Here is a 23582-nt window from a genome sequence, read left to right on the forward strand (position 1 = left end):
ATGTAAATGTAATCAAAAAATTGAATATGAACGCTTACAATTCTTCCGAATAATTACCTAAAGAAGCTTTTAAATGAGCCCGGATTTCATCAACTAAGGTTTTAGGTTCTAAAACGGTAACTTCTTTTCCATACGAAAGAATTTCCTGCATAAAATCGTAAGTAGGGTGGAGAAAGAACTCAAAGTAGATTTCTTCCGGAGTTTCTTTGGTCTCTTTCTGAGACTGGTGCAAAGCAAAGCTTCTGATGTATTCTCCCTGATGTCGGCTGCATTTCAAAACTATTCGCTGAGGATTTTGTTCGGTCAGATTCATCACGCCAAAAGCGTTCTTAAAATGTTCTCTGAAGTTGAATTTATATTTTTCCCTGAAATTGTTTTTATTGACATCCAGATAATTGATTCTGTCTAAACCAAATGATTTTAAAGCTTTATCTTTTGTGTCAATTGCGATCAGATACCATCGATCCTTAGATTCTTTCAAAGCTAAAGGATGAACTTTTCTGGAAGTCATCAGTTTGTTTTTGTAATTGTAATGCTCAAAAGTAACGACTCTTTTATTGCGGATAGCAAAAAAAAGATCGTAAAAATGCTCTACACCGGTTGGTTTTCTGCTTTCAAAAAAGATAAAATCTGCAAAATCGGGATGTAGGTTTAATGCGTTGCTTACCTGAAAAGATTCCAGAAGTTTTTGGTTGTATTCATCGACTTCCATCATCGGCCGACTTTCGATATAATAACGGTTGTCACCTTTCTTTTTGTTATGAATGGAAAGATTAAAAAGATTTGAAATTTCACGGATATCACGCTGCAAAGTACGGATAGAGTAGCTTTTAATATCTGCATCCTGAAATTCGAAAGAATTAAGGAGATATTCCTCCAACTGCGAATAGTTAGCGGGAGCGCTTTCTAATTTCTTGATGATTAAGGCATATCTTGTAAGGTAAAAATCTTTTTTCATTGGTGTTTATATCTATTTTTTGCTTTGTTTTTCTATTACAAATATAGAAGGATAATGCGACAAAAGATGTCGTGTTTTATTTTTGTGGATAAGTTTTTGGAGTTTATTTTTAAATTAATAGACATTCATATTTTTACCAAAAACGGAATAGTAAAACTCCGTCAATTCGAGTAGGGGAGTATATCGAGAACTTTTTAAACTTAAAAATGGTTTTTTATGAAAATAGAAGAAGTATAGATAATTGATTTTACATTATCTTGATAAGATTTTGACTTTTCAATTTCACTTTCTGATAAATAGTTTAAGTTTCCTAAAATTTTCATTGAAAGACTATAAACGGTATAATATTCTTTCCTCTTATCGTTATTAATTGTTAATGTTAAATCTTCACTATGCTTCTCTGTTGAAAAATAAATTAGAATATTTCCATTTGATAATTTCATAACATAATCATTAGTTATGACCCATTTCATATTATAATTTGTCGAGATGTTTTCAAAACACTCAATAATAAAGTTTTTATAATTAGTAATTTCCATTTTTTTAATATTATAAATTAATTTTAATAGTATATTCTTCAAATTTGGTTAAAGGTTTTAGCCCTTTTGCTTCAGTTGGTGGTACCATCCTCTTCGTTTTAGGATTAAATCGATAGATTCAAAGCGGTGAAATCCTTTGTAAAAGTAAAACCGCCATTACTGACGGTTTTACTTTTACAAAGGATTTCCTTTGCCGATGGAAGAAAAATCTCCATTTAATAATTCAGGAAAATGCTTTTCCAATAAAATTGCTGCTGGATAAATGAGATATTTTATTGTTTCTTTATATACTTCATTAATATGTTTTTCATTATCATCTAACATATCAAACGGACTTTCAAACCCTTTTTTTTCTGCTAAATCAAACATGTCATAATATTCTCTTTTTATTTTATTTTGTACAACTAAAGTAACTCCTCTCTCTCTATAATGCGTTGTAAATGTTATTGCTACATTTTTTTTTTCTAAAAATAAAATAAATTCATTTTGCTGTCTCCAGCTAAATCCATAATCAGTAGCAATATTTTTAAATTGCTCTTTAATAAAACTTACATATTCTGTTATTTCCATTGTCTTAAGTTTTTATATTAATCTTTAATAATATATTCTTCAAATCTTGTTAAAGGTTTTAATCCTTTTGCTTCATTTGGCGGCACCATTCGTTTGGTTTTAGGATTAAATCTGTAACCATGTTTCCATTCAAAGCGGTGAGCCTCTTTACCAAAGCCTGTTAAAACTCTCTTATTTAAAACCTCATCATAATTTCTTAAACTACTTGCATCCGACATAATCACCACTTCGGCTTTTTGTCTTACGGCAGCATCTACCCATTTAGAGTTTACTTCGGTAAAAAAAACACTGCTACCGCACGAATCCTTTCTTGTGGGGTTCTTCTTACAAATCAAACATTTTAAAACCCACAATATCTTCCAATAAACCTTTTTCAACAGAATAATCTACTGCGCTGCTGTATCTATAATCTTCCGCACGGAAAACCAAACCTGCTTCAACTGGATTTTGATGTACATAGTTTATTTTTTGGTTGATTACATGGTTGCTCCAAAGTTCAATAGGTTTTATTATCATGTCTCCAAAATTGATACTGGTTTACATTAGACGTTTTTGCACCTTCCTTAAGAAAGAAATCTAATAAAAATTCTTTTCTGCTTTCTTTGGGGCTTTCTTTAATAGCTTTTATAATGGCTTTGTTTGTAAATTTTTTTAAATCACCAATCAAAAGTTCCAGGTTTCTGCCCGTCTAGGTCTTTGTTCTTTAAGCTTTCTAAAAGAATTTCTTTATATTCATTTCGGATAAATACATCCAGCCAACCTACTACAGCAAAACTTATGAAATATAATCCTTCGGGATTGTGGAATTTGTAATTTCTACTCATCAATGTATGTTTTAATTAAAGATAGAAATTTTTTGAGAAAGTTGTGAAAATAAAAGCCACACGAAAGGATTCGTGCGGCAGCGAGGGGGTTATTTTTTACAAGTTGATCGTACACATACTTTTCTCTTTTATATCGGTTAATCCAATTTTTCGCAGTATAATCTTCTATTTTTGTTCCAGCTAATGGGGCATCTTTAAAATACGCTTGAAAACCTATTTTAGACATCTCTTCTGCATGGTAATGTTCGTGTGCCATTAAAGACTCTGTTGCCTCATCCCTATATTTTATGGTATGAGAAAATAAAAATCCACTTCTTACCTTACTTCGGAAGTGGATTTTGAATAAAAGATTATTCTTCTACTTTCTCAAAGGATTGTGGACCTATGATATATGATATTTTTAAAGTTTTTTTATCAATGTAAATAAAGTAAGTTTTTGTACTATATTTATTTGTTTTATCGATTAAAACATCATAGCTAATAAAATAAAAATTTTGGGGATTACCTTCTTCTATTTCGTAATTCTCTCTTAGCCCTATAAACTCTAATGAGTCATTATTATAATTAACCTTTTTATTGTCTAAAAAAGTTTTTGCTTTTTCAATTAATTCTTTTTGTTCTTTCATAATAAGATATTTAATTTTTAGGAAATGGGATATTATTTTGCTTTAACAATATTTCTAATTTTGCTGTGAGAGTATCAAAATAAATGAAACTGTGTTTATCTTCATATTGAGTAAATTTTGATATGTTTTCTTGAATTTTTTCATAAACATACCTTTCTCTCTTATATTCATGTATTCTATTTTCTATTGTCCATGGAGTATCTACACATGACCATTTTCTGTATACTTTGCAAAACTTATTTCATGCATTTCTTGAGCATGAAAAGATTGATCTGCCATTAAATACTCTGTCATATCATCATTATATCTATAGTGCTAGAAAAAGAAATCCACATCTTACTAAACTTCAGAAGTGGATTATATTAAAAGCTACTCTTCGATTATCTCTAAGGATTGCGGTCCTACTATAAATTCCATTTTTAGAGTTTTCTCATCAAATGCAATAATATAAAACGCATCGCCTCCATATTGTTGATCACTAATCGAAACCATATAATGCACTAAATGCATTTTTTTGAAGCTATTATCTCTTTGTTTCGTATTTCGAAGCCCTCTATATCCTATAGAGTCTGGGTAATACACTTCTTTTTTCTTTTCTAAGTAATCCTTGACTCTTTGTTCTAATTCCTGTTCTATCATATCCTATTCAAAATTTTCCCAAGATTGAGGTCCAACAATTTCTACTAAATGATAATCTTTTTCATCAAAAGAAGCATAAAAAAAAGCATCCCCATCATAGGGTTGGTCTGAGATAGAAACCATATATGAAACTATATGGAAATTTCTAATTTTACCATCAGGAGTTCCACATTCTCTTAAACTCTTGTACTTAATTGAACCGTCATAATATTTTCTATTATTTTCTTTCAAGAACTGTTCTAATTTCGTTTCTAATTCTTTAGCTATCATAATTTTAATTTTTGGGAATTGGTATTTTTCTTATTTCTAATTCTAAAATTACATACCTATCAAAATATCGAAAAGCATGTCCAAATGGAGGTGTTGATACTTCTTGATCATTAAATTTAAATCTTTTTGCATTTTCTACTAACTTATCATAAACATATTTTTCTCTTTTATATAATCTAATCCAATTTTCCACCGTATAATCTGCTTCCTTAACCCCCACTAATGGAGCATCTTTCACATATGCTGGAAAACCTATTTTAAACATTTCTTCTGCATGGTAATGTTCGTGTGCCATCAAGTACTCTGTTACATCATCCATATATTTTATGGTGTTGGTGTTGGGATCAAATTGTGCTAAAACATTTGGGTTATCAAATTTATCAACTTTCAGTAATTTGGTTCCATACTTTTTCATTACCAGTTTTGCCCAATCCTCTATTTCTGATTCTGAAAGAATTTTACCTCCTTGTACACCTATTTTTTTAATATTACTTGCTTCAAAAACGTCATCAATAATTTTTTTGAAGCTACCTTTTTCTCCTTTTAAAATACGCAATAATTCTTGAAAAGCTTCAATTAAATCTTCAATAGTTCTCAGTACAAATCTGGCAAAAGTTCTTACAGCTTTTACAGTTCCTTTAGCAATTCCCCAACCCAGCCTGAAAATACCAAAGATAGCTTCTTCCAGTTTTTCTATAATTAACGGTACAGTTACCGTACCACCTGTTAAGATGACTGTTAGAACAACCTCTATAATCAATGAGATAATAAACCCAAAAGCATATCCTATAAAATAAGAACAAGCAACAGGATCAAATGTAAGATTTATTTCTTTTAATTTCTCAAAAATGTATTTTGCTGTTTCAGTAAAACTGATCTTTTTTATTGCCTGTACAGCTTCATCAAACTGTTCCAAAAGAGTAGGCAGATATTTTTCTATATTCTGTACAAAATCTTTTCCTAGTGTAATCCCGTCATAGATCATTTTTACCATTGCAAATAATCCTGAAACAGCATCTACAAGTCCGTTCCAAACTCCGCATAATAAAGCATTATATGCTTGTACACCATATTTGAGAATGTCGAGATTAGAGATGTCGTCTAAACCGATAATAACATCATACATAATATCATAAGCACTAAGATATAGGTTGTATAAGAGTTCCAAAAAACCTTTTGGCTGGCTGTTTTTCCTAAAATCTTTTTTGATGTTTAAAACCAACCTTACCAGATTATTCTGATCAGTAAGCATTGTTTTTAGCAGTCCGGTAATTTCGCTAAAATTTACAATGCCATTACTGTCTTTTCCGGAAGATATAAGAGGATTATATTTGTAATTTTTATCGACTTCTCCGTTTTCAAGTTTGGGAGGTTTAGGCTGCCATCTGTTTTCTCCAAGTCTTGTTTCTTCTATGAGTAAAATGACTTTTTCTAAAAGAACACTGGTTGCTTTTCTTAGAGTATCATTGGTAAGAATTCCTAAACCGGGACTGATAATAGAAACGCCACTGGAAAAAAAAGAAGCAAGCTTAAAATAGGTTTTGGCAATGTCGACACGGATATCTTCAATATAACCTTTCTGTAAAAGTGTTTTTATTTGAGAATCATCCAATTCAGGGATTACTTTTTTGATTTCTTCGTAAACAGCATCATTGTTATATAAATCATATTCCAGCCTTCCACTTTTATTTAGAAAAGACAAAACATCATTCGAAATTTTTATTGCGCCGTAGGTACCACTTGCTTTATCTTCAGTATTATCTTCAACAAAAATTAATATTTCTCTTCCTTGAGGTTCTGAAACGTCAAAAGATTCTTTCAATTTTGTAGCATCTCTTGATGAAAATATAATGACTTTGAATGCAAAATTATTAATGTCTTCTACACCATAATAATAAAAGTCTTTAACTGTAGTTTTAATGACTGATTCTAAATCGCTTCCAATGTCCGGAATATATGTGAAAGTACCTTCAACAGGAGATCCTGCATCAGGATAATATTTTGCTAAAACATCATCACTTGACTGATTAAAAAACTTTACAGTCGCAAGCGGGTTTACATTATTCATTCCTCTTATTTTCTCACCAATCGTAAAAGTATTTTTGAATGAAGGAAATGCAAATGCTGAAAATTCATTATCCATCGACAGCACTTCTTCCCTAAAATCAAAAACATCTTCATATTCTGTATTTTTCATTTTAATAATTTTAAGATTAATAAAAAGGCAGAGTTTTTAGGCTCTGCCATTTGATTTGTGATATTAAAATTTGTAAGCTTTTGAGATCATTAAATCTGCAGTATTAGCGAGACCATACTGCCAATTGGGTATTTGCATAATAAAAGATAAAGCTCGGGTGCCGTCTATATCGACTTGATAAATCTGATTATTAAAACTCCAAATTAGGTACAGGATATTTCCATTTTTAATGAAAGTTAATTTTTGTGAATATGAACTAACGCCATCAGATGAAGCTATAGCAATAAAAGGAGGAGAAATTGTATTTATATTTGCCTCTCCTCTACCTGAGTAAGGTTTATATGCAATGTATGCAACAGTATTAAATACATCGGTATTAATATTAAAATCCGAATATGCTAGACCTATTCTGGCGGGTAATAGTTCAATTAAAGGGTTGCCTATAAGTGTTCCTATGGTATAATTTATATCCATTTCAATGTAAAAATTATCTGTAATATCATGAAATGGGCTAGATTTAATGCTTACTACTGGATAATTGCTGCCAGATGATTGAGACGTTTCGTCCATTATTTTTGCAATATTTCCATTTCCTACAGTATATGTATTATTATTCTCCGGAACGGATCTAACTTCCCAAGTTAAAGTCGAAGTATCAATATTTGAAACAGAATTTACAGAATTAATAGACAAATTAGAATTTGTAATATAATATGCTATTCCATTCCATATCCTTATTCTATATTTTCCTGTAGGTAAATTCGAAAAATTATAATAAAAAACTAAATCAATACCATTTTGATACAATTGAACTTGTGAAGAAAGTATCTCATCTACTACCGTGTCTCCATTCTCATTCATAATTTCAACCGAAAATGAAGCTGGATTTAAATTCAAGTTAGCTCCTTTTAGAGAAACCCAAGTGTTAATATTGCTTGTTCTATCAATTACTAATGGACTAACCATTGCGACACTCATCGTATTTGTTGTCCATCCTCCATTCATTGCGGTTTTCCATGCTGTTTTTTCTGTTTCAGAAAGTGTAGAAGGTAAGCTCAAGAATGGCTGAATACCATTTGTTTTTCCAAGCTTTCCAGAATCATCTTGTGATAAAAACGTATGAAATGCAGGATTTGTTGAGACATCATTCAGCCCAGAAATTGAATATGGATGTCCTGCAGTTTCTACACCCCAGTCAGCTCCTAAAGTTAATCCTGACCCTGCAACTGATGTCAATGAAGAATTGGCAATATTTTTACCTAAATCTCCTACTGGTAATGTTGCTGTATTTCCATTATTATCTAAACCTAAAACTTTCGGATATTCCAGAGGATTACCATCCATATATGGTTTGTCTAATTTGTGGATTAACCTTTCTCTCGTAGCTGCATTAAAATCTTTTTGTGTGCTAATTCCTTCATCCAGTAATTCCTGATTTGAAATATTTACAGCACTGTCAACCAAATCCTGTGGATTAAAATTTCCAGAATGAGTTTTGATATCACCGTTTTCATCAATAGCGTAGTCTTTGTAAGTAGCTGCACCCGGTGCAGCTACTTGGTAAATGACATTGTTTTCTCTTTCTCCTGCGGGAGGCAACGCATTTACTCTTATGATTTTTCCTATGTTGGACATATTTGTTATTTTTTAAATTATTAAATCAATTTATTGCCAATCTCCGGTAATGATTTTTTCAGATGTACCTTCAGATTTCACTCCTAAAAGATTATTATTCGGCTGAAAATCTGAATCATCAGTTACTACATCAGAAGGAACTTCGAATTCTTCAGGATTTTCTTCAGAAAATGGTAAGGCTGTAGTTGTTTTTAATCCTACAGAATTTTCCTGTAAAATATTGAGAGAAGTTGGTAAAGTGGTAATCCAAGCTTTTCCTTGTTTTAAACCTAAAGGCTCACGCATTTCATCTACAATACTCATATACATTGGATCTCCGATTACAGGTACTTCACCGCCATTCCAAACTTTACCGGTTGCCATGAAGAATTGTACAGCATCTTCAAAACCGGGATTTACAGTTACGACGACTCTTGCCATACCTGCCTGTAAAAAGCTTCTGAATAATGGATCTGTACTTTCTGATAGATACATAGTCTGCCATTCGTCACGACTTGCCCAATAGTATGGATAGAATGTATAATCCATAATCGTCCATTCAAACGCTTGTTCTAAAAATTTCGCTAGAGCGGTATATTGATCAAGATTTTCATCGAGAATGATGCTGAAATCCTTCATTGCCTGAGCTTTATTTGTAAGTTCTGCACCAAGAGTTTTTTTGTTAAGATAATCTTGAAGTAGGTATGCGATACAGTTGTGTTTAATGATTACACGTTCCATATCACGATAAAAATTTGACATTTTTTCTTTATTGGCAGCTTCTTCTTCTTTCGCATTTTCATCTGCCTCTTTTTGTTTTTCTAAGAAGTCGGCATAAGCTGTTTCATAAGCTTTAATAATATTATCAAAATTTTCTTGCCTCCAAGAAGCCATAAAAGCATCCGACAGCGTACATTTAATTTTCACAACAAATGACATCTCGGTTGTTCCATTACTTCCTGCATACTGCATTGCATAATTTCCTACGACATTAATCCCGGTAATTGTAAGATTACTTCGCAACCATCCTTCTCTATTCGGGTTTTCGATAGTTGGTAAAAAACCTCCTTGTAAATTATCTATTGTAAGCTGAGAATTATTCCTTTTAAATCTATTATAAAATCCATAAGTGATATTGGCTTCATAACCTTTATAATTGTCGGGAATGGTAAGAGTTAACGTTCTTGGGGCAGCACTGTTATCAAGATTCTGTGGTCCGGTTTCTGCAGTATAAAGAATATTAGATTCAGGCAATTGAGTTAGAGTTACCCCATAATAATTTGCCCAATATTGCAATTGATCATTTGTCGCTGATTTTGGGTTTGTCATTTCCCATTGGTCTTTAGATTTTCTAGGATCAATAGGTTCTTTAAAAGTCTCTTTTGTCGCAAATGTTGCCAAACGGTGAAGTTTTGCCGGTTCGGGAATCATAAATTCAAACATGGTACGGATGCCATAGTTGTAGATCTGATTCTTCATTTTTTTATCAACCCATCTGTAAACTCCTACAACATGTTTATCGCCTTCTCGGTTATCGTAACCATGTGCGTTGTTTTCTTCAAACTCTTCAATGATTTTTTCAATTCTTTCTTCAGCAACTTTGGTAAGAAGTCTTTCTGTTGCTTTTTCAGTGATTTCTTGTGATTTTGCAATGGCTTGGCGAGTACTGTTCTCTTTTGCGTTATTGGTTGCAAAACTTCCCCCTACTTCAAATGGTGCTTTACCGCCTCCATACCTGAAATGTGCTTCAGCATTGATCTGGCTCTGAATCACATTTGCAACTTCAGACTGCATATCATTTCTTGTAGTTGAAGTAGTGTCATTTATGTTTTCTCTTTCAGTAGATTTGGAAGTAGTGGTCTGTATTTCGCTTCTTCTAAGCTTTCGGGAAGATTTTTGCTTAAATTCTTTTGCCATAATGTTCTCAATATGAGTAACCTCTCCCGGAACGTATGCATGAGTGCTTTGTACAACTTTCAAATAATCGGCAATACCTAATCTTTTTATACCAAAGTTTTTACGAATAAAACCTACTGTATTACTATTGGAGCTGCCACCAGTATTTCCTGCTCCGCCAGGAATTTCACCACCTTCGCCAGGATTTTCGGTTCCACTACCAGGAATCTCACCATTACCTTCATCAACTTTTGTTCTGAAAGCGAATCTTCCGGTATAGGTTTCACCTGATATGATATTGTTTTGCTCGACGGTTGTATATTCTCCATTTTTAAAATAAAGAGTAATCTTTACTGATGAAACAGTTTTTAAAGAGCCTATAATTAAAGGGAAAATAACCTTACCGTCAACAACATCAATTGCAGATATATTTTTATAAACATTCGTTCCGTCTCCTAACATTTCCAACGAAGCTGAAAGTAATCCCAAAGATGCACTGTCTGTGTTGTAATAAAAAGAAAGAAAGTTTTGATTCATAAAGACTGCTCGCTGCGTCAATACTTTTAAATAATAGGTGCCAGAAATCTCTGTATAAGTTGTTTTATTCACAGGAACAAGAACGTTTCCAATCTTTGCAAATTCCTGCTCTTTTGCAGGAGATTTTGAAAATAATATTTTGTTTTTAGAAGCAATTTCTTCATCTAATTTCTCAAATACTTCTGAAAAAGTATCATAATCTTCCGTAATTGAAACAAGAATTTCATTGATAAGAAGTTCTTTATCCGATACAATTTCAATTTGTGAATAATCTAATTCTCTTTCTACAGGAATACCATTATTTATAATGGTGAAATTTTTGATAAATAAAGCAAGTAGATCTTGTGAAAGTTTAGATTTAAGGTCTTCAAAATTTAACTCATTTTTATAAACAAAGTTAAATGGAGGAACATTTGGCTCATCTAATGTAGCGTATAATGCATCAATTTCTTCCTGAGTCATCCCTTCGTGAATCTGAGCATCTATTCTTTCAAGTGCGATATTATATTCGTCTAAAGTTGCTTGATAAAGATCTTTATATTCTTTATACTCTGCATCATGCTTCTTTGTTTTTAGTTTGTAAAATGCTTTTTGAATTTTTTCTAATTCAGATTTTAAGAGAGTAAATTCATTTTTTTCTAATTCAAGAAAAGATAAATCGGAAATTTTTTCTCCTTCAACTTTTAGTTGTTGTTGAGTTGAGGCAGATAATTGAGTTCCGTTGATTACACCTTCATTAATTCTAGATACATTTACCTGAAAAGGATTATCAGTTGTAGTTGATGATGAGCTTTCGGTACTACTTCCGTCACCAAAAAGAGAGACAGGAAGTACAACTTTTCCATCTAAAGATTTTTTTAGAAGATCATTTCCATTGATTTTCACCATTTCTTCAGTAACAGATAGTGTTTTGGCATATCCATAATGAAGAGCTTTTAAAATATGAATGATTGACTCTTTTACATAAAAATCTTTTTGTGTTACAATCTGATAAATCAAATTATCCCACAACTTTTTTAATGTTTCATAATTGTCGGTATTATTTGCAAATAAGAGATTATACTGTAAGGATATTTCAAGAATATCATCATCATTCAGCTCTTCTCTTTTAGAGATTTTTCTACCTGCTTTTAATAATTTTGGAAAAGCAATTTCAAGCTCGTTTTCGTGAGTAAATACATTCGAATTTTCTAAAAAATCACCAACATATTTTTCTAGTTCACTAAACTTAGCACTTGCTGACTGATCTATGGTATTAATAAGTTTATCATCAAAAAAACCTTTAATCTCTTTTTGTCTTTGAATGAACCCGAGATTTTTATCTTTGGTCTCAGTTAATTGTGGATTTCTTAAGCTTACAAATCTGAAAAGTGTTTGCTCTGTATTGTTTTTTTTATTTTCTGTTGCCATTTTTTTTATTTTTAAATTTGATTAAAGAGTTCTTTTGGTATATTCAAGAGTTAGCGTAAACGTATTAATTAGCGAATAATCGTAATCTATGTTTGGAACGTATTCAATTTTAGCCATTTCTGGTTGTAGAGTAATAAATGCTTTACTTCTATATTGATTACCAGCAAATGCTACATCCATATTATACCATTCGGTAAACATTTGATTTGAAATGATTGTTTCTATATCTTGAAAATGAGGTGTAAGATCAATTTCTCCGGTAGAAGGAATTGTATCGAATTTTACTGTTTTTTTATAAATAGGTTTACCATCAATCCACTCACCACCAGTTATTTCTTCATTATTAGAATAAGATAATTTTTGATCAATGTATTTTTTTTGAACAAATGAATTGTCTTCGTAACTGTTTCCATAGTAATGGTTACCCTTGATCCCAACAGATTGAACGTCTTTTCCAGATACATTCATTCCTGCAATATAAACATTGCTACCAGTCTGATTGTTTATTTCAACAACTCCGTCATTTAAGAAAGATATATGAGAACCATACGCGTTACCTTTAATGAGTTTGGTTCCGTTTTGATTATCAAATTCTAAATCTCCCGAAATTAGTTTTCCAATCTGGGTTCCTGTTAAAGGAATTCCTTCAGAATTTGATTTCTCTTCCCAGCCAAATGTTCCGTCAGCTTTTGCAACAAGATTTTTTGTAAATGTAGCGTCCCCCTGTGCATTAGGCATATATATAGAAGGAATGGTAAGCGGTGCGTTGATTAACAGCCTGTTGTTTGGTAATTCTCCATAGATAATTGCCTCTTGAGCATTGATTCTTCTTGATCTGTTTAAACCAATTGCAAGAGAGTCAATTTGATTAGGCAAATTAATACTGTTTCCAATAATAATTGAGTTATACATCATTGAATTGGCAGTTTTCATGTAATTACCAGCTCCAATAACAATATTGTTAAAGTTTCTATACAACACATTATTTAAAGTGGATGCGCCTATAATTGTAGACATTACAGCTCTTGTAGGACTATTAGAATTAGCATTAATAGCCCCACCGACGTATGTGTTTAAAGAAGAATTAAATGTACTTCCGTTATATCCGGAGAAGCCAGTCTGCTCCTTCATGTAAGCTACAGCTGCAGGCGATATATTTGCTAGATCTGATTCATATACTTCAGTTTTTAAATTAAAACCACTATAATGACCTAAAAATACATTTGCAGATGCTTTCGTCAATTGATAACCAGCTGCATATCCTAATGTAGTATTATTACTACCCTCTGTAAGAGATGATAAAGTGAAATTTCCTACTGTAGTATTGCCGGCACCTGAAGTAAGATTATTTAAAGTATTGTAGCCAATTCCTACATTATTACTACCTGTATGGGCAGGATTCATATCGCCAAAATGGTAACTATATGTAGTTTCATTGAATCCAACTGCGGCAGCTCGACCTTTATTGGCAGCAAGTATGATTTCATTTTTGGCCGTAGTGTTACCTCTATTTACTACATCGGCTAAAGTATCATTACTTTCAATAGATTGCTTGGAAACAAAACCTTCTTCATCTGTAACATATCGGTCATGCGAACCGCCTTTTTTAGGAACCAAATAAATGTCTAATGGTTCAAATGATTTAATTTCATTATTTATGCTTGTATAATTACCCGCTTCGGTATTTATACTTTTTACGATAATTTCTCTAAATTTCATAATTTATTATTTTGTGTTTTATACAGGAAAATTCCACACGCCACCTTCATCTGCTCCTAATTTTTCGTCTACATACAATTGTGTTGCATAAGTTGACAAATCGTACAACCCGGATAATTTATCCCAATATCCAATTCCATTATTATCATCCGCCCAAACGTAATTGTCACCAGTATCACTTAGATTATAGACATCTCCCAAAGTGTTTCCGGAAGACGGTAAAGAATCAAGATCCTGTACAGAGCCTTTTATTTTGTATAGCCTTTCGAGCAATCCTTCGACCTGAGATTTTGTATAATAATTAGATAAAAGATGTTCCCTTTGAGTATACTGATAGGGTGAGACTAGGGGATAAACCTTGTTTGCAACAATACCCTGTGTTGTATCCATAGTAATCAGTACTCCTCCTCCTGCTGCTGAGTTATCAACAATTTTTAAAGAATCGGATTGTAATTGGGCTGTTTTGCTTCCTTTATCAATTACAAATCCTTGATCTTGAGTTAACCTGGCACTATTGTTTGCTTCAATATTATTCCAATCTGCTTCGATAACTATGTGAGCTTCAGAAGTTATTTTTCCAGTAACATTTTTGCCGTCTTCTGTTCCTGATAAAGGGATGGTATTTTGTATTTTTTCATCCTTATGCCAATAAGAATCTTGCCATTCCCAGAATTGTTCCTGAGTTGGCTTATCGCCATTTTCAAAATATTTTTTTAATTCTTCTTTTGTTTTCATTTGTATAAATTATTTCTAAGATTATTTTTTTGAAGTTTCTTTTTATTAGAATCACTTCATTTTCAGTCTTATTTTTTAGGGTGGTTTCCGACTGAGGATATCCACCTTAATTTTTAATGTTTGAAATCATTTTTGTGTTTTTAATTTGTTAGTTTTTAGATATATTCCTAGCTGTTCAACATCTTGTGAATGGTGAATTTCAAGGCTTTTTGCGAAAATTTAAATGATTACTTTTTGTGGTTTATCTATATCCAAAAGTAATGGTGAGAAGCGACAAAAACTGACGTGTTTTAATTTTTTTATAAAATGTCTTCTTCAGGAATGTCGTTTTCAAAGTCTTCTCTGAAAAAATTTTCAATGTCGTTGAGATAATTGTCATAGTCGATTTCGATATTCTCAATGTCACTCCAATTGATGGTGTAAACATCTCTGTCGAAGACAAGGTCTGTGTGGTAATCTGGTAATTCCATATTGGTTTGTGTTTTTAGAGATTAAAAAATTTGATGATTTTTTTTGTGTCTTTATTTATATTTCAAAGGTAATATTGAGATGCGACAAAACTTGACGTATAAAAAAATAACTCAAAAAAATTGAGTTATTTTTTAGGTTTAAGAAAATTCTTCAAGATCAATTTCATCAGGAATCATCGTTGTAATATCTATTTCTGAAAGTACAGACTTTAATCTTACGAGAATACCAACGGCAATTTTATCTGATTTTTTTAACATTTAAACCCCGCTTATCGCTGAATCGGGCAACTGGAATAGTTAATAAGAGCTGACTTGAACTATACAAAATAATTTAGCTTTAAAAATATAAGATAACTGGCTTATATCAACTGTTTATAAGCAAAAAAGCTTATATTTTATTTCTGATTAATTTTTGGACAATTTGATTTAAAGTTTCCCTGTTATCATCAATATAGCTCAATCCTGCCTGTATCAGATTTTCAATATTATTTCTTGAAACATTATCCATTGCCGGAGAAGCATTTTTCAAAGATGGGTTGAGACGGTAATAATTTTTCTGATTTCTTAATCCTAAAGTTTGAAACATTTGGCAAAGCTGATAATCGACTGTTTCGGCATTTGCAGACATTAAAATATCAATTATAGGAGTGACCCAGCCGATTTTTCCCGCTTTCTGCATTTTCTTAAATGAATAGCTTTTTGATTCAATGCCAGTTCCTATCGAAACGATTATCATATCATTTACGGTGGGATTATTTGCCTTCTGGTGGTTTTTCAGAACCTCTGCAAACGGAATTTTTCTTGCTTCCGCATATGCACAAAGTCCGGGATTATTGGCGAACATACCGCCGTCAATCAGACTAAAAATTTGTCCGTACATCGATTTGATCTGCACCGGACTGAAATAAGTTGGAGCAGCAGAAGTCGCTCTGCAAACATCTTTTACATAGAAATTATCGGTGCTTAAAGTGGCTTTCCATGAATTGAAAAGTTTAGCTCTTCTGTTTTCAATATCATAGCTTGTTATTAGACAGGGTTTTATTAATTCTTTCAATTCAAGTTTCCCGAAAAAATCATTCAGGTTTTTTTCAAGAGCTTCCTGAGAAATTTTTTCATTCAATAATCCGAATGGATTGACAAGCCTCTCCCAAAAAGAAACCTGGAATATGTCGCCACCTTTTTCAGCGTACAATTCCAATCCTTTCTGGATCGAATATTTTGCTTTTCGGTGTTCATCAGGACAAAGGATAATAGAAGCAATCAAAGCTCCGGTGCTGCTTCCGGCAACCAGATCAAAATAATCTCCAAGCTTTGCACCCGGTTTATCATGATGTTGTAATTGTTCTTCTATATAGCGCAAAATGATGCAGGTGATAATACCTCTTATTCCGCCACCGTCCAAAGATAAAATGGTTGTTTTTTTCATTTTTCTACTTTATTTTGGTAAAGCAAATGTAGGAGTAGAGTGCGACAGAACTTGACGTGTTATAATTGATTTATCATAAATTCTCTAAATAATAACATATCCGTCCCTATCTCTTTCCATCTTCAAAAGTGTTCTCCAGCTTGTTTTTACCAATCCTTTTTTCGTTAAAATGTTCTTCTTTTCAAAGTGGGGAAGATCTTTGAAAGTCTTCCAGTTTCCGCCCCAGTTCCACCCGTATTTTGCGAAAATTTTCACACATTCGTACCAATCAGCAACTTTATCATTGTCCCAGTCTTTTACCGTGTCCCAACTTGCGGTTTTTCCGTCAATCATCATACAAATGTCGACAGCCAAACCATAATTGTGGATGCTTTGTCCGGCTTTGGCATTGGTGACTTTCTTTCCGCTCGTGATTCTTCCGATGGCGTATAATTTTTCCTGTTCTTCAAAACTTCGTAGTCCTTGAGTGATTCTTACTTTGGTTTTTCCCGTAAGTGCTTCGTCACATTCTTTAATGATTTGTCTCACTTCGTCTCTTACAGAAGGATGCAGTTTTTCAATTCTTTGTAGTGTTATTTTATCCATAATCATAATTTTTTTTTGTTCCAAAAAGCAAATGTAGATGCGGGATACGACAAAACTTGACGTATTTAAAAATATTTAATTCTTTGATAACCAATTGTTTGAATATAATGTTAAAGTTTGAATTAAACATAATATTCTATTTTAAAAGTTATAGTTTTGTATTTTAAAATGCTCATTTCTTAATCCATGTATGCCTTAGTAGATTGCAATAATTTCTTTGTTTCCTGTGAAAGAACTTTAGATTCTTCTCTCGAAAACAAACCCGTTGTGGTTCTTTCCAACAATGATGGGTGTGTTGTATCCCGAAGCAAAGAGGCAAAAAATTTAGGAATTCCGATGGCGGCTCCGGCTTTTAAATATAAAGAGCTTTTTAAGCAGCATGATGTGAAAAGTTTTTCTGCAAAATTTGAACTTTATAATTTTAAAAGTCAGCAAGTGATTAAGATAGCCAGTTCTTACGTTGCAGAATATGAAACATACAGCATCGATGAATTGTTTTTGAATCTCACAGGCTTCAAATATGTCAATGTTTACGACTATTGTCTTGAAATCCGAAATCGGGTAAAAGAGGAAGCGAATATTCCTGTTAGTATCGGAATCGCACCCACAAAAACCTTATGTAAAGTCGCTAACAGAATCGTTAAGGAATTTCCTGAAAAATTTCATGAAGGAGTTTATATTTTAAATACCCCCGAACAAATTGAAAAAGCTTTAAAATGGCTGAATATCGGTGATGTTTGGGGAATAGGCAGAAGACTCGCTGCAAAAATGAATGATGCGGGAGTTTACAAAGCGTGGGATTTACTTCAGAAACCTGAGATGTGGGTTCGCAAGATTATGGGAATTCACGGTATAAGAATGATGAATGAACTGAAAGGAATTCGTCAATTGGAATTAGACGTTCCATCTCCGAAAAAATCGATTGCGGTTACAAGAAGTTTTATGGAGATGCTCACGAAAAAAGACGATGTTCGTGAACGTGTAGAAACCTTTGGAATGTATTGCTCTGAAAGATTGAGAAAACAAAATACCTGTTGCAAAATGATTACGGTCTTTGTGCAGACCAACCGTTTTAGAAAAGATTTACCGGAATACAGAAATGCTAAAACCCGAATTCTTCCAAATCCTACCAATTCTTCCATTTTGATTGGAAGGGTAGTGAATGAATTATTCGAAGAAATTTTTGAAGAAGGTTTTCATTACAAAAAAGCCGGAGTGATTGTGAATGATTTTGTTCCAGAAGATGAAAGGTTAATCAATTTATTTGAAGAAGATACCCAAAATCAACATTTGCCCGTGATGAAAGCAATGGATGCAATGAACAAAAAATACGGACGAGATAAAGTGCGTCTCGGCAGTATGAGCGGACAAAATACTTTTGGGCGTGCACAAATGTCTCCCGAATACGAAGCTTTTCTAAAAAACAACACACTTCCAGAGGCAAATTTCAGATTTCACTAAGACTTTAGTTGAATTACTTTTTCTCGTACTTCCAGTTTCTGCCCTTACCTTCAGCGATCCATTCCAACGCCTGTTCCATTCTTTTGTTTCGGGTAGTTTCCGTTTTTGCGTCGGTGATCCACATAACGTATTCTTTCCTGAAAGAAGGGGAAGATTTTTCAAAGACTTCAGCTGCTTTTTTATTTTCAGTTAGGGCAGTTTTAAAATATCCGGGAACTTCAATTTCTGTTTTTGTGGGAGCTGCTTTTTTCAATTTTACTCCCATGTCCGTCAGTTCCATCGCTTCAAGGATGATTTTTTTCAGCTGAGGTTTTGCAGGAAGATCTTCCTGTTTTGTAATCTTTCCTAAACTGAACATATTTGTTTTTTCAACATCTGTTTCAAGATTTTTCAGCGTTTGCATTTCATCATGCAACCAAAATCCCATGCTGCAGTATTGCTTAAATGAAACCATCGAACATAGAATTTTTCCTTTGTACATAAACGTAGGAAATTTCCATTTGATTGCTTCTTCTGCATCAGGACAAAATTCATGAACTACTTCTCGGATGTAATTTAAAATTGGCTGGGCAAAATCCTGAGATTTCTCAATATATTCATCAACTTTTGCGTTGTATTTTTCCATAGTTTTCATTTTAATTAACGAAATTATTCATATTTTTCTTAACCTAAAACTTAGTCTCAACCTTAAAGTTTTAAGCAAATAATTTCACAGTTTCATTCACTAAGAATTTTACTTGATCTGGTCTTCCGCGATCTGTTTTAGGTAAATTATTATAGCTTCCAGTTCTTACGATCACCATTTTGTGCTCAGGAATCATGATAATGTATTGACCTTGTAAACCTAAGAAATAATAATGTTTGATGGGATTATCATTATTAATCCAGAATCCCATTCCATAGATTTCGTCAGATTTTTGGGTCGGAGTTCTCATTTCTTCAATAAAATCCAGATTTAAAATCTGCTCTTCACCCACTTTTCCGTCGTCTAAAAATAACTGTCCCAATTTTGCAAAATCTCTTGAGTTGGAGTGAATGCAGCAATAGGTTTTTTCCATTCCGCTTTCGTCGACGCTCCATTCTGCGTTTTGTTCCATTCCCAAAGGGATCCAGAATTTTTCAGATAAATAGCTTGACAAAGATTGGTTGAGTGATTTCTTTAAAGCAAAACCTAATAATTGCGTTGAGCCGCTTTGATATTCGAATCTTTCTCCCGGCTGTTCTTTAAATCTCCTTGAGAAGGCCGCTTTCACAAGACTTTTCCCGTAATATGCTCTTGCATTCGGCAGAAAGGGGTTTTTGTAATTTTCATCCCAATCAAGACCTGATTCCATTTGGGCTAAGTTTTTCAGGGTTAAATCTTTGCCGAAAGGTTTAGTTTTAAATTCATCAAAGAGATCAGAAAATTTTTCGTCGGCACTCTTTATTTTTCCTTCTTCAATGGCTTTTCCAAAAAGCATCACGGTGATCGCTTTTGCCATAGAAAAAGAGTTGGTTTTTGAAAGTGGAGTATAACCGTTAAAATATTGTTCATGAAGAAGCTGTCCGTTTTTTATGACTAAAAATGACGCGGTGTTAGAATGTAATAAGTCATCAGATATTTCTTTAGACAATTTCTTTTTATTAAAATCAGGATGTTCTTCCCAAGGTTTCGGAGAAGTCGTATGAATGATATTGCTCCGGAAAAACTTTCCGTCATCAATATTGGCGCTCATTTTACCTTTGAGGTAGGTTTTGGAAATTCCGCTGAACAGATAAGAATAGCCAAAAATATATACTAAAGCTGCAAAAGCGACAATAAAAGCAATGAAATAAAATAAAACTGTCATAATAAACGATCTGTAACAAATTTAAAATAATTTTGAAGAGAAAGTAATAAATGTCCTTCGAAATGAATTATTTTTGTGCTAAGTGATACAATATATGATCAGAAAATTTACTGTCTTTTTGCTGTTGATGTCTTCTGCGATCTGTCTTGCGCAGATGTATAAACCGCTCGATACCGCAGATTATGCTCAAAGAAAAGAATTTGCTAAAAATTATGCAGCCAACAATGAAGTTTTAATTAAAGATTTAAAAACAAAGTATTCCGGAAAAGCAGGAAGCGAATTGTCTAAAATCTATAAAGAACTAGGAAAGGATTTTGAAAGTCAGGTGAAAAATAAGGACTTCACATTCAGTTCTGTATTTGATGCAAAGGTAAAAAGTCTGATCGAGCGGTTGCGAAAAAACAATCCTCAGGTTCCGCAAAATTTGAAAATTCTTATTGCCAAAAACAATACTCCGAATGCATATTGTTTTGCAGACGGAACTTTTGTAATCAATATGGGACTTTTCAATTGGCTCAATAACGACGATCAGTTAGCTTCGGTAATTTCTCACGAATTAGGACATAAAATCACGCAACACACGCTGAAAGCTTTCCTGAATATGATTAATCAGGATCAGATGGATAAGTTGGTGGTTCAGGACATTAAATCAACTAAAATCAATCGCAATCAGAGAGCTTTTGATGTTTTGAAAAACAGAATTTACCAGAAAGGTGCCAAAAACCGAAAACAGGAAATGGAAGCTGATTCTTTAGGATATGCTGTGTTTAAAAACAGTGATTTTAAAAAAACTGAATTTATCAATGCATTAAAAAGACTGGAGGATTTTGACACGATTTCGCCACGACAATTAAAAGTGGAAACGTATAAGAAGTTTTTCAATCTTCCGAAACAGGAGTTTAAAGATAAATGGCTCGCAAAAGAAGATTTCTCTTTGTACAATTATGATCATTTTAATGAAAAATTAAATAAAGATTCCTTAAAATCGCATCCTGAAGTGACGAGAAGAATCAATAATTTAAAGAAAATATTTCCTGAATTAAAAACTGAAGTGGCAGACGAAAAAGCGTCTGAATCTTACGCAACTCTTGAGAAAATAGCAAGAATGGAAACACTGCCCAATTTTTATCATTCTGAAGATTATGGTTTGGGAATTTACACAAGTCTGCAGTTTTTACAGGATGGAGAAGAAGAACAATATTACAAAAACTGGCTGGGAAAATGTTTTGTCAAAATTTATGAAGCCCGGAAAAACTATAATTTGAACCGATATTTAGATAGGGTAGATCCTAAAAATCAAAGCGAAAGTTATCAGCAGTTCCTGAATTTTATGTGGAATCTGAGTTTAGATGAAATTAAAACCATCGCCGACCATTATCAAAACAAAGAATCCTGATCAAATCAGGATTCTTTTGGTTGTATCAGTAATTAAGTCTTTCTAAACGTATTTTATTGTATTTCTCTTTTTCATTGAGTTCACGAAGCAAAATGTACCCCTCTTTCCCGACGTAAGGCGTTACTGTAAAATTATCTTTTTCAGAAATAGGAATCATTTCCTGCTTGAATTTCCCGTTGATCACGGTATTGATGAAGAGATTCCATTTTTTCTCTTTTGTCACCTGATCTTTTTGGTAATCACGATAGAAAAAAACAACGTCTTTTCCGTTATTTAAATATTGTGAAAACAGATAATCGTTATTTGCCCATCTTGTTTTTTCCTTTTCAAAAACCTGAACGTCTTTTACTTTAAAATCTTTGTCAGTATTGATATACACCAAATCTGTTGTCTTCGGAGCGCTGTAATTTCCTTCCGGCTTGAATTTTTCAGATAAAATTCCCACACTTCCGTCACTTAAGAAATAGACGTCTTTTGTCTGAAGAAAATATCCGTTTTCCACGCCGCCATCTGCATCCAGTTTTGGAATCTGGTTGGAAAGATCCGGTTTGTAATTTAATTCTTTAAGATCTACGTTATAACTGTTTTTATCCAGCATAAATCTGGCAAAACCTTTGTCTTTTTTAGAAATATAATTTCGGCCTAACAATAAAATCCGGTCATCAAAAGATTTGTCGTTTGACATTCTTCTTCCACTCGAATACAGGTTGTCGATATTATAAATTGTTTCCGGTGAAAGTCCTGTAATAGGCTTGTTTGAAAGTTCTTTTCCGGTTTTCATATCAATAACCAAAAGAGAAAATGTCTTATCGTCATCATTTACTTTTCTTAAAATTCCGTAGATGCTTTTTTCATCTTTGTCTAAAATAGTAAGATCAGAGAAAACTTTTTTATCACCGTTTGTATTGTAGCTGTATCTCCAGATTTCTTTTTTGTTGTCGTCGAATTTGATCAGGCTGTTTTTGTTGACGTATCTTCCATAATCATTGTATTCTACTGCAATGAATCCACCTTCTTTAATTTCTGCAACGGAAGAGACATAATTATATCCTTTATCTCTTTTCTCAGCACGGTTTTCTTTTCTTTCTTCTTTAAAGCTTTTTGGCTGATTGATTTCTACGAAAGTTCCGTTTTCAAGGTAATCATAGTACACTTTTGGAGCGACGGTATTGGTTTTAGGATTGATAATCATCGAAACAGGCAAAGCTGCATCTTTTGAAAAAGCCTGAAGGTAATTGAAATCTGAAGGCTGCAAAATAATCTGTCCTTTAAAATCTACATACCCGAAATAATTGGAAACCAAAAGTCCGGCCTCAAATTCTTTATTCGCAACAGGGTTGAGGTTTTTATCTAAAATAACGTATTCGAATTTCTGAGTTTTCTTGTCTGTTTTGCCTAAAGAATACATAGAAACATATCCGTAAAGGTTTTCTTTGGTATCAAAAAGGGCGTTCATCCCGATATTCTGACCTGAAGCCAGAGAAGCAAGATCCTGAGTTTGGGAATAGGCAAAAGTTTGGGTTATTCCGAAAAGCAATAAATATATTTTCTTCATAGTTATTATTTGAAGCCCAAAAATAGTGAATTCAACTATATTTCAAATATATTGATGAAAATATTTTTATCTGATGTTTTTAATGAAATGTATTCAATAGAGATTGGGTAAAGTCTCATTTAGAGCAAATTTAAAATGAAGTTTTAGATGAAATTTAAAATATTTATGAATAGAAATTAAATGTTTTCAAAATCAATACAATATTTGTCATTCCGGAGGAATCTCGACATTGCTTTTCATGTGAAGTCTAGATTCCTACGGAATGATCTGTGTTAATATGCAAATTATTTAGCAAAAATCTGCCTGATATTTTTCTTTGTTTTTTC

General features: G+C 32.7%; 23 protein-coding genes. 2 read left to right on the forward strand and 21 right to left on the reverse strand.

Annotation, left to right across the window (positions count from 1 at the left end):
* Positions 1-34: 34 nt before the first annotated feature.
* The 18 genes from AC4FQ5_RS04700 to AC4FQ5_RS04785 all read right to left on the reverse strand — a co-directional run bounded on the left by AC4FQ5_RS04700 (position 35) and on the right by AC4FQ5_RS04785 (position 17015).
* Positions 35-958, reverse strand: coding sequence for a helix-turn-helix transcriptional regulator (locus AC4FQ5_RS04700; RefSeq protein ID WP_491141336.1), 924 nt, complete (start codon positions 956-958; stop codon positions 35-37).
* 200 nt (positions 959-1158) lie between these two features.
* The gene (locus AC4FQ5_RS04705) at positions 1159-1497 is read right to left on the reverse strand and encodes a hypothetical protein (protein ID WP_491141337.1); all 339 of its coding nucleotides are present in this window, start codon (positions 1495-1497) and stop codon (positions 1159-1161) included.
* A 174-nt stretch (positions 1498-1671) separates the two neighbouring features.
* Positions 1672-2067: a hypothetical protein gene (locus tag AC4FQ5_RS04710; RefSeq protein WP_491141338.1), complete on the reverse strand. Its 396-nt coding sequence runs from the start codon at positions 2065-2067 to the stop codon at positions 1672-1674.
* Between the two features lie 17 nt (positions 2068-2084).
* Positions 2085-2402, reverse strand: coding sequence for a hypothetical protein (locus AC4FQ5_RS04715; protein WP_491141339.1), 318 nt, complete (start codon positions 2400-2402; stop codon positions 2085-2087).
* Positions 2392-2583, reverse strand: a complete 192-nt coding sequence (locus AC4FQ5_RS04720; RefSeq protein ID WP_491141340.1) for a hypothetical protein — start codon at positions 2581-2583, stop codon at positions 2392-2394. Before AC4FQ5_RS04720 ends, AC4FQ5_RS04715 begins: the two co-directional genes overlap by 11 nt.
* A gap of 140 nt (positions 2584-2723) precedes the next feature.
* Positions 2724-2891, reverse strand: coding sequence for a hypothetical protein (locus AC4FQ5_RS04725; protein ID WP_491141341.1), 168 nt, complete (start codon positions 2889-2891; stop codon positions 2724-2726).
* A complete protein-coding gene (locus AC4FQ5_RS04730) occupies positions 2884-3147 on the reverse strand; it encodes a hypothetical protein (RefSeq protein ID WP_491141342.1) in 264 nt (87 codons plus the stop codon). Before AC4FQ5_RS04730 ends, AC4FQ5_RS04725 begins: the two co-directional genes overlap by 8 nt.
* A 94-nt stretch (positions 3148-3241) precedes the next feature.
* Positions 3242-3517 carry a hypothetical protein gene (locus AC4FQ5_RS04735; RefSeq protein WP_491141343.1) on the reverse strand — a complete coding sequence of 92 codons (276 nt, stop codon included), beginning with the start codon at positions 3515-3517 and terminating at the stop codon, positions 3242-3244.
* 369 nt (positions 3518-3886) lie between these two features.
* Positions 3887-4156, reverse strand: coding sequence for a hypothetical protein (locus AC4FQ5_RS04740; RefSeq protein ID WP_491141344.1), 270 nt, complete (start codon positions 4154-4156; stop codon positions 3887-3889).
* Positions 4157-4159: 3 nt separating this feature from the next.
* The gene (locus AC4FQ5_RS04745) at positions 4160-4426 is read right to left on the reverse strand and encodes a hypothetical protein (RefSeq protein ID WP_491141345.1); all 267 of its coding nucleotides are present in this window, start codon (positions 4424-4426) and stop codon (positions 4160-4162) included.
* 4 nt (positions 4427-4430) lie between these two features.
* Positions 4431-6623 (reverse strand): zincin-like metallopeptidase toxin domain-containing protein, encoded by a 2193-nt coding sequence (locus AC4FQ5_RS04750; RefSeq protein WP_491141346.1) that lies wholly within the window; start codon positions 6621-6623, stop codon positions 4431-4433.
* Positions 6624-6686: 63 nt separating this feature from the next.
* Positions 6687-8258, reverse strand: coding sequence for a hypothetical protein (locus AC4FQ5_RS04755; RefSeq protein WP_491141347.1), 1572 nt, complete (start codon positions 8256-8258; stop codon positions 6687-6689).
* Between the two features lie 30 nt (positions 8259-8288).
* Positions 8289-12080: a hypothetical protein gene (locus tag AC4FQ5_RS04760; RefSeq protein WP_491141348.1), complete on the reverse strand. Its 3792-nt coding sequence runs from the start codon at positions 12078-12080 to the stop codon at positions 8289-8291.
* A gap of 21 nt (positions 12081-12101) precedes the next feature.
* On the reverse strand, positions 12102-13799 hold the full coding sequence (locus tag AC4FQ5_RS04765) for a hypothetical protein (RefSeq protein WP_491141349.1): 1698 nt from the start codon (positions 13797-13799) through the stop codon (positions 12102-12104).
* Between the two features lie 18 nt (positions 13800-13817).
* Positions 13818-14534 carry a hypothetical protein gene (locus AC4FQ5_RS04770; RefSeq protein WP_491141350.1) on the reverse strand — a complete coding sequence of 239 codons (717 nt, stop codon included), beginning with the start codon at positions 14532-14534 and terminating at the stop codon, positions 13818-13820.
* A gap of 299 nt (positions 14535-14833) precedes the next feature.
* On the reverse strand, positions 14834-15004 hold the full coding sequence (locus AC4FQ5_RS04775; protein ID WP_491141351.1) for a hypothetical protein: 171 nt from the start codon (positions 15002-15004) through the stop codon (positions 14834-14836).
* A 388-nt stretch (positions 15005-15392) separates the two neighbouring features.
* Positions 15393-16430, reverse strand: coding sequence for a patatin-like phospholipase family protein (locus AC4FQ5_RS04780; RefSeq protein ID WP_491141352.1), 1038 nt, complete (start codon positions 16428-16430; stop codon positions 15393-15395).
* A gap of 84 nt (positions 16431-16514) precedes the next feature.
* Positions 16515-17015: a M15 family metallopeptidase gene (locus tag AC4FQ5_RS04785; protein WP_491141353.1), complete on the reverse strand. Its 501-nt coding sequence runs from the start codon at positions 17013-17015 to the stop codon at positions 16515-16517.
* Positions 17016-17201: 186 nt separating this feature from the next.
* On the opposite strand from AC4FQ5_RS04785, the gene AC4FQ5_RS04790 reads away from it, so the two are divergent.
* A complete protein-coding gene (locus tag AC4FQ5_RS04790; RefSeq protein ID WP_491141354.1) occupies positions 17202-18476 on the forward strand; it encodes a Y-family DNA polymerase in 1275 nt (424 codons plus the stop codon).
* Between the two features lie 13 nt (positions 18477-18489).
* Here AC4FQ5_RS04790 and AC4FQ5_RS04795 read toward each other — a convergent pair whose 3' ends face one another.
* Both AC4FQ5_RS04795 and AC4FQ5_RS04800 read right to left on the reverse strand, forming a co-directional pair.
* Entirely contained in the window at positions 18490-19101 is a 612-nt protein-coding gene (locus AC4FQ5_RS04795; protein ID WP_491141355.1) for a YdeI/OmpD-associated family protein, read from the reverse strand.
* 70 nt (positions 19102-19171) lie between these two features.
* Entirely contained in the window at positions 19172-20305 is a 1134-nt protein-coding gene (locus tag AC4FQ5_RS04800; protein WP_491141356.1) for a serine hydrolase domain-containing protein, read from the reverse strand.
* Positions 20306-20399: 94 nt separating this feature from the next.
* On the opposite strand from AC4FQ5_RS04800, the gene AC4FQ5_RS04805 reads away from it, so the two are divergent.
* Positions 20400-21701: a M48 family metalloprotease gene (locus AC4FQ5_RS04805; RefSeq protein WP_491141357.1), complete on the forward strand. Its 1302-nt coding sequence runs from the start codon at positions 20400-20402 to the stop codon at positions 21699-21701.
* A 25-nt stretch (positions 21702-21726) separates the two neighbouring features.
* Here the strand turns inward: AC4FQ5_RS04805 and AC4FQ5_RS04810 are convergent, their stop codons facing one another.
* Positions 21727-23256, reverse strand: coding sequence for a hypothetical protein (locus AC4FQ5_RS04810; protein WP_491141358.1), 1530 nt, complete (start codon positions 23254-23256; stop codon positions 21727-21729).
* Positions 23257-23582 lie beyond the last annotated feature (326 nt).

It is taken from the genome of Chryseobacterium sp. DT-167, from assembly GCF_058310155.1.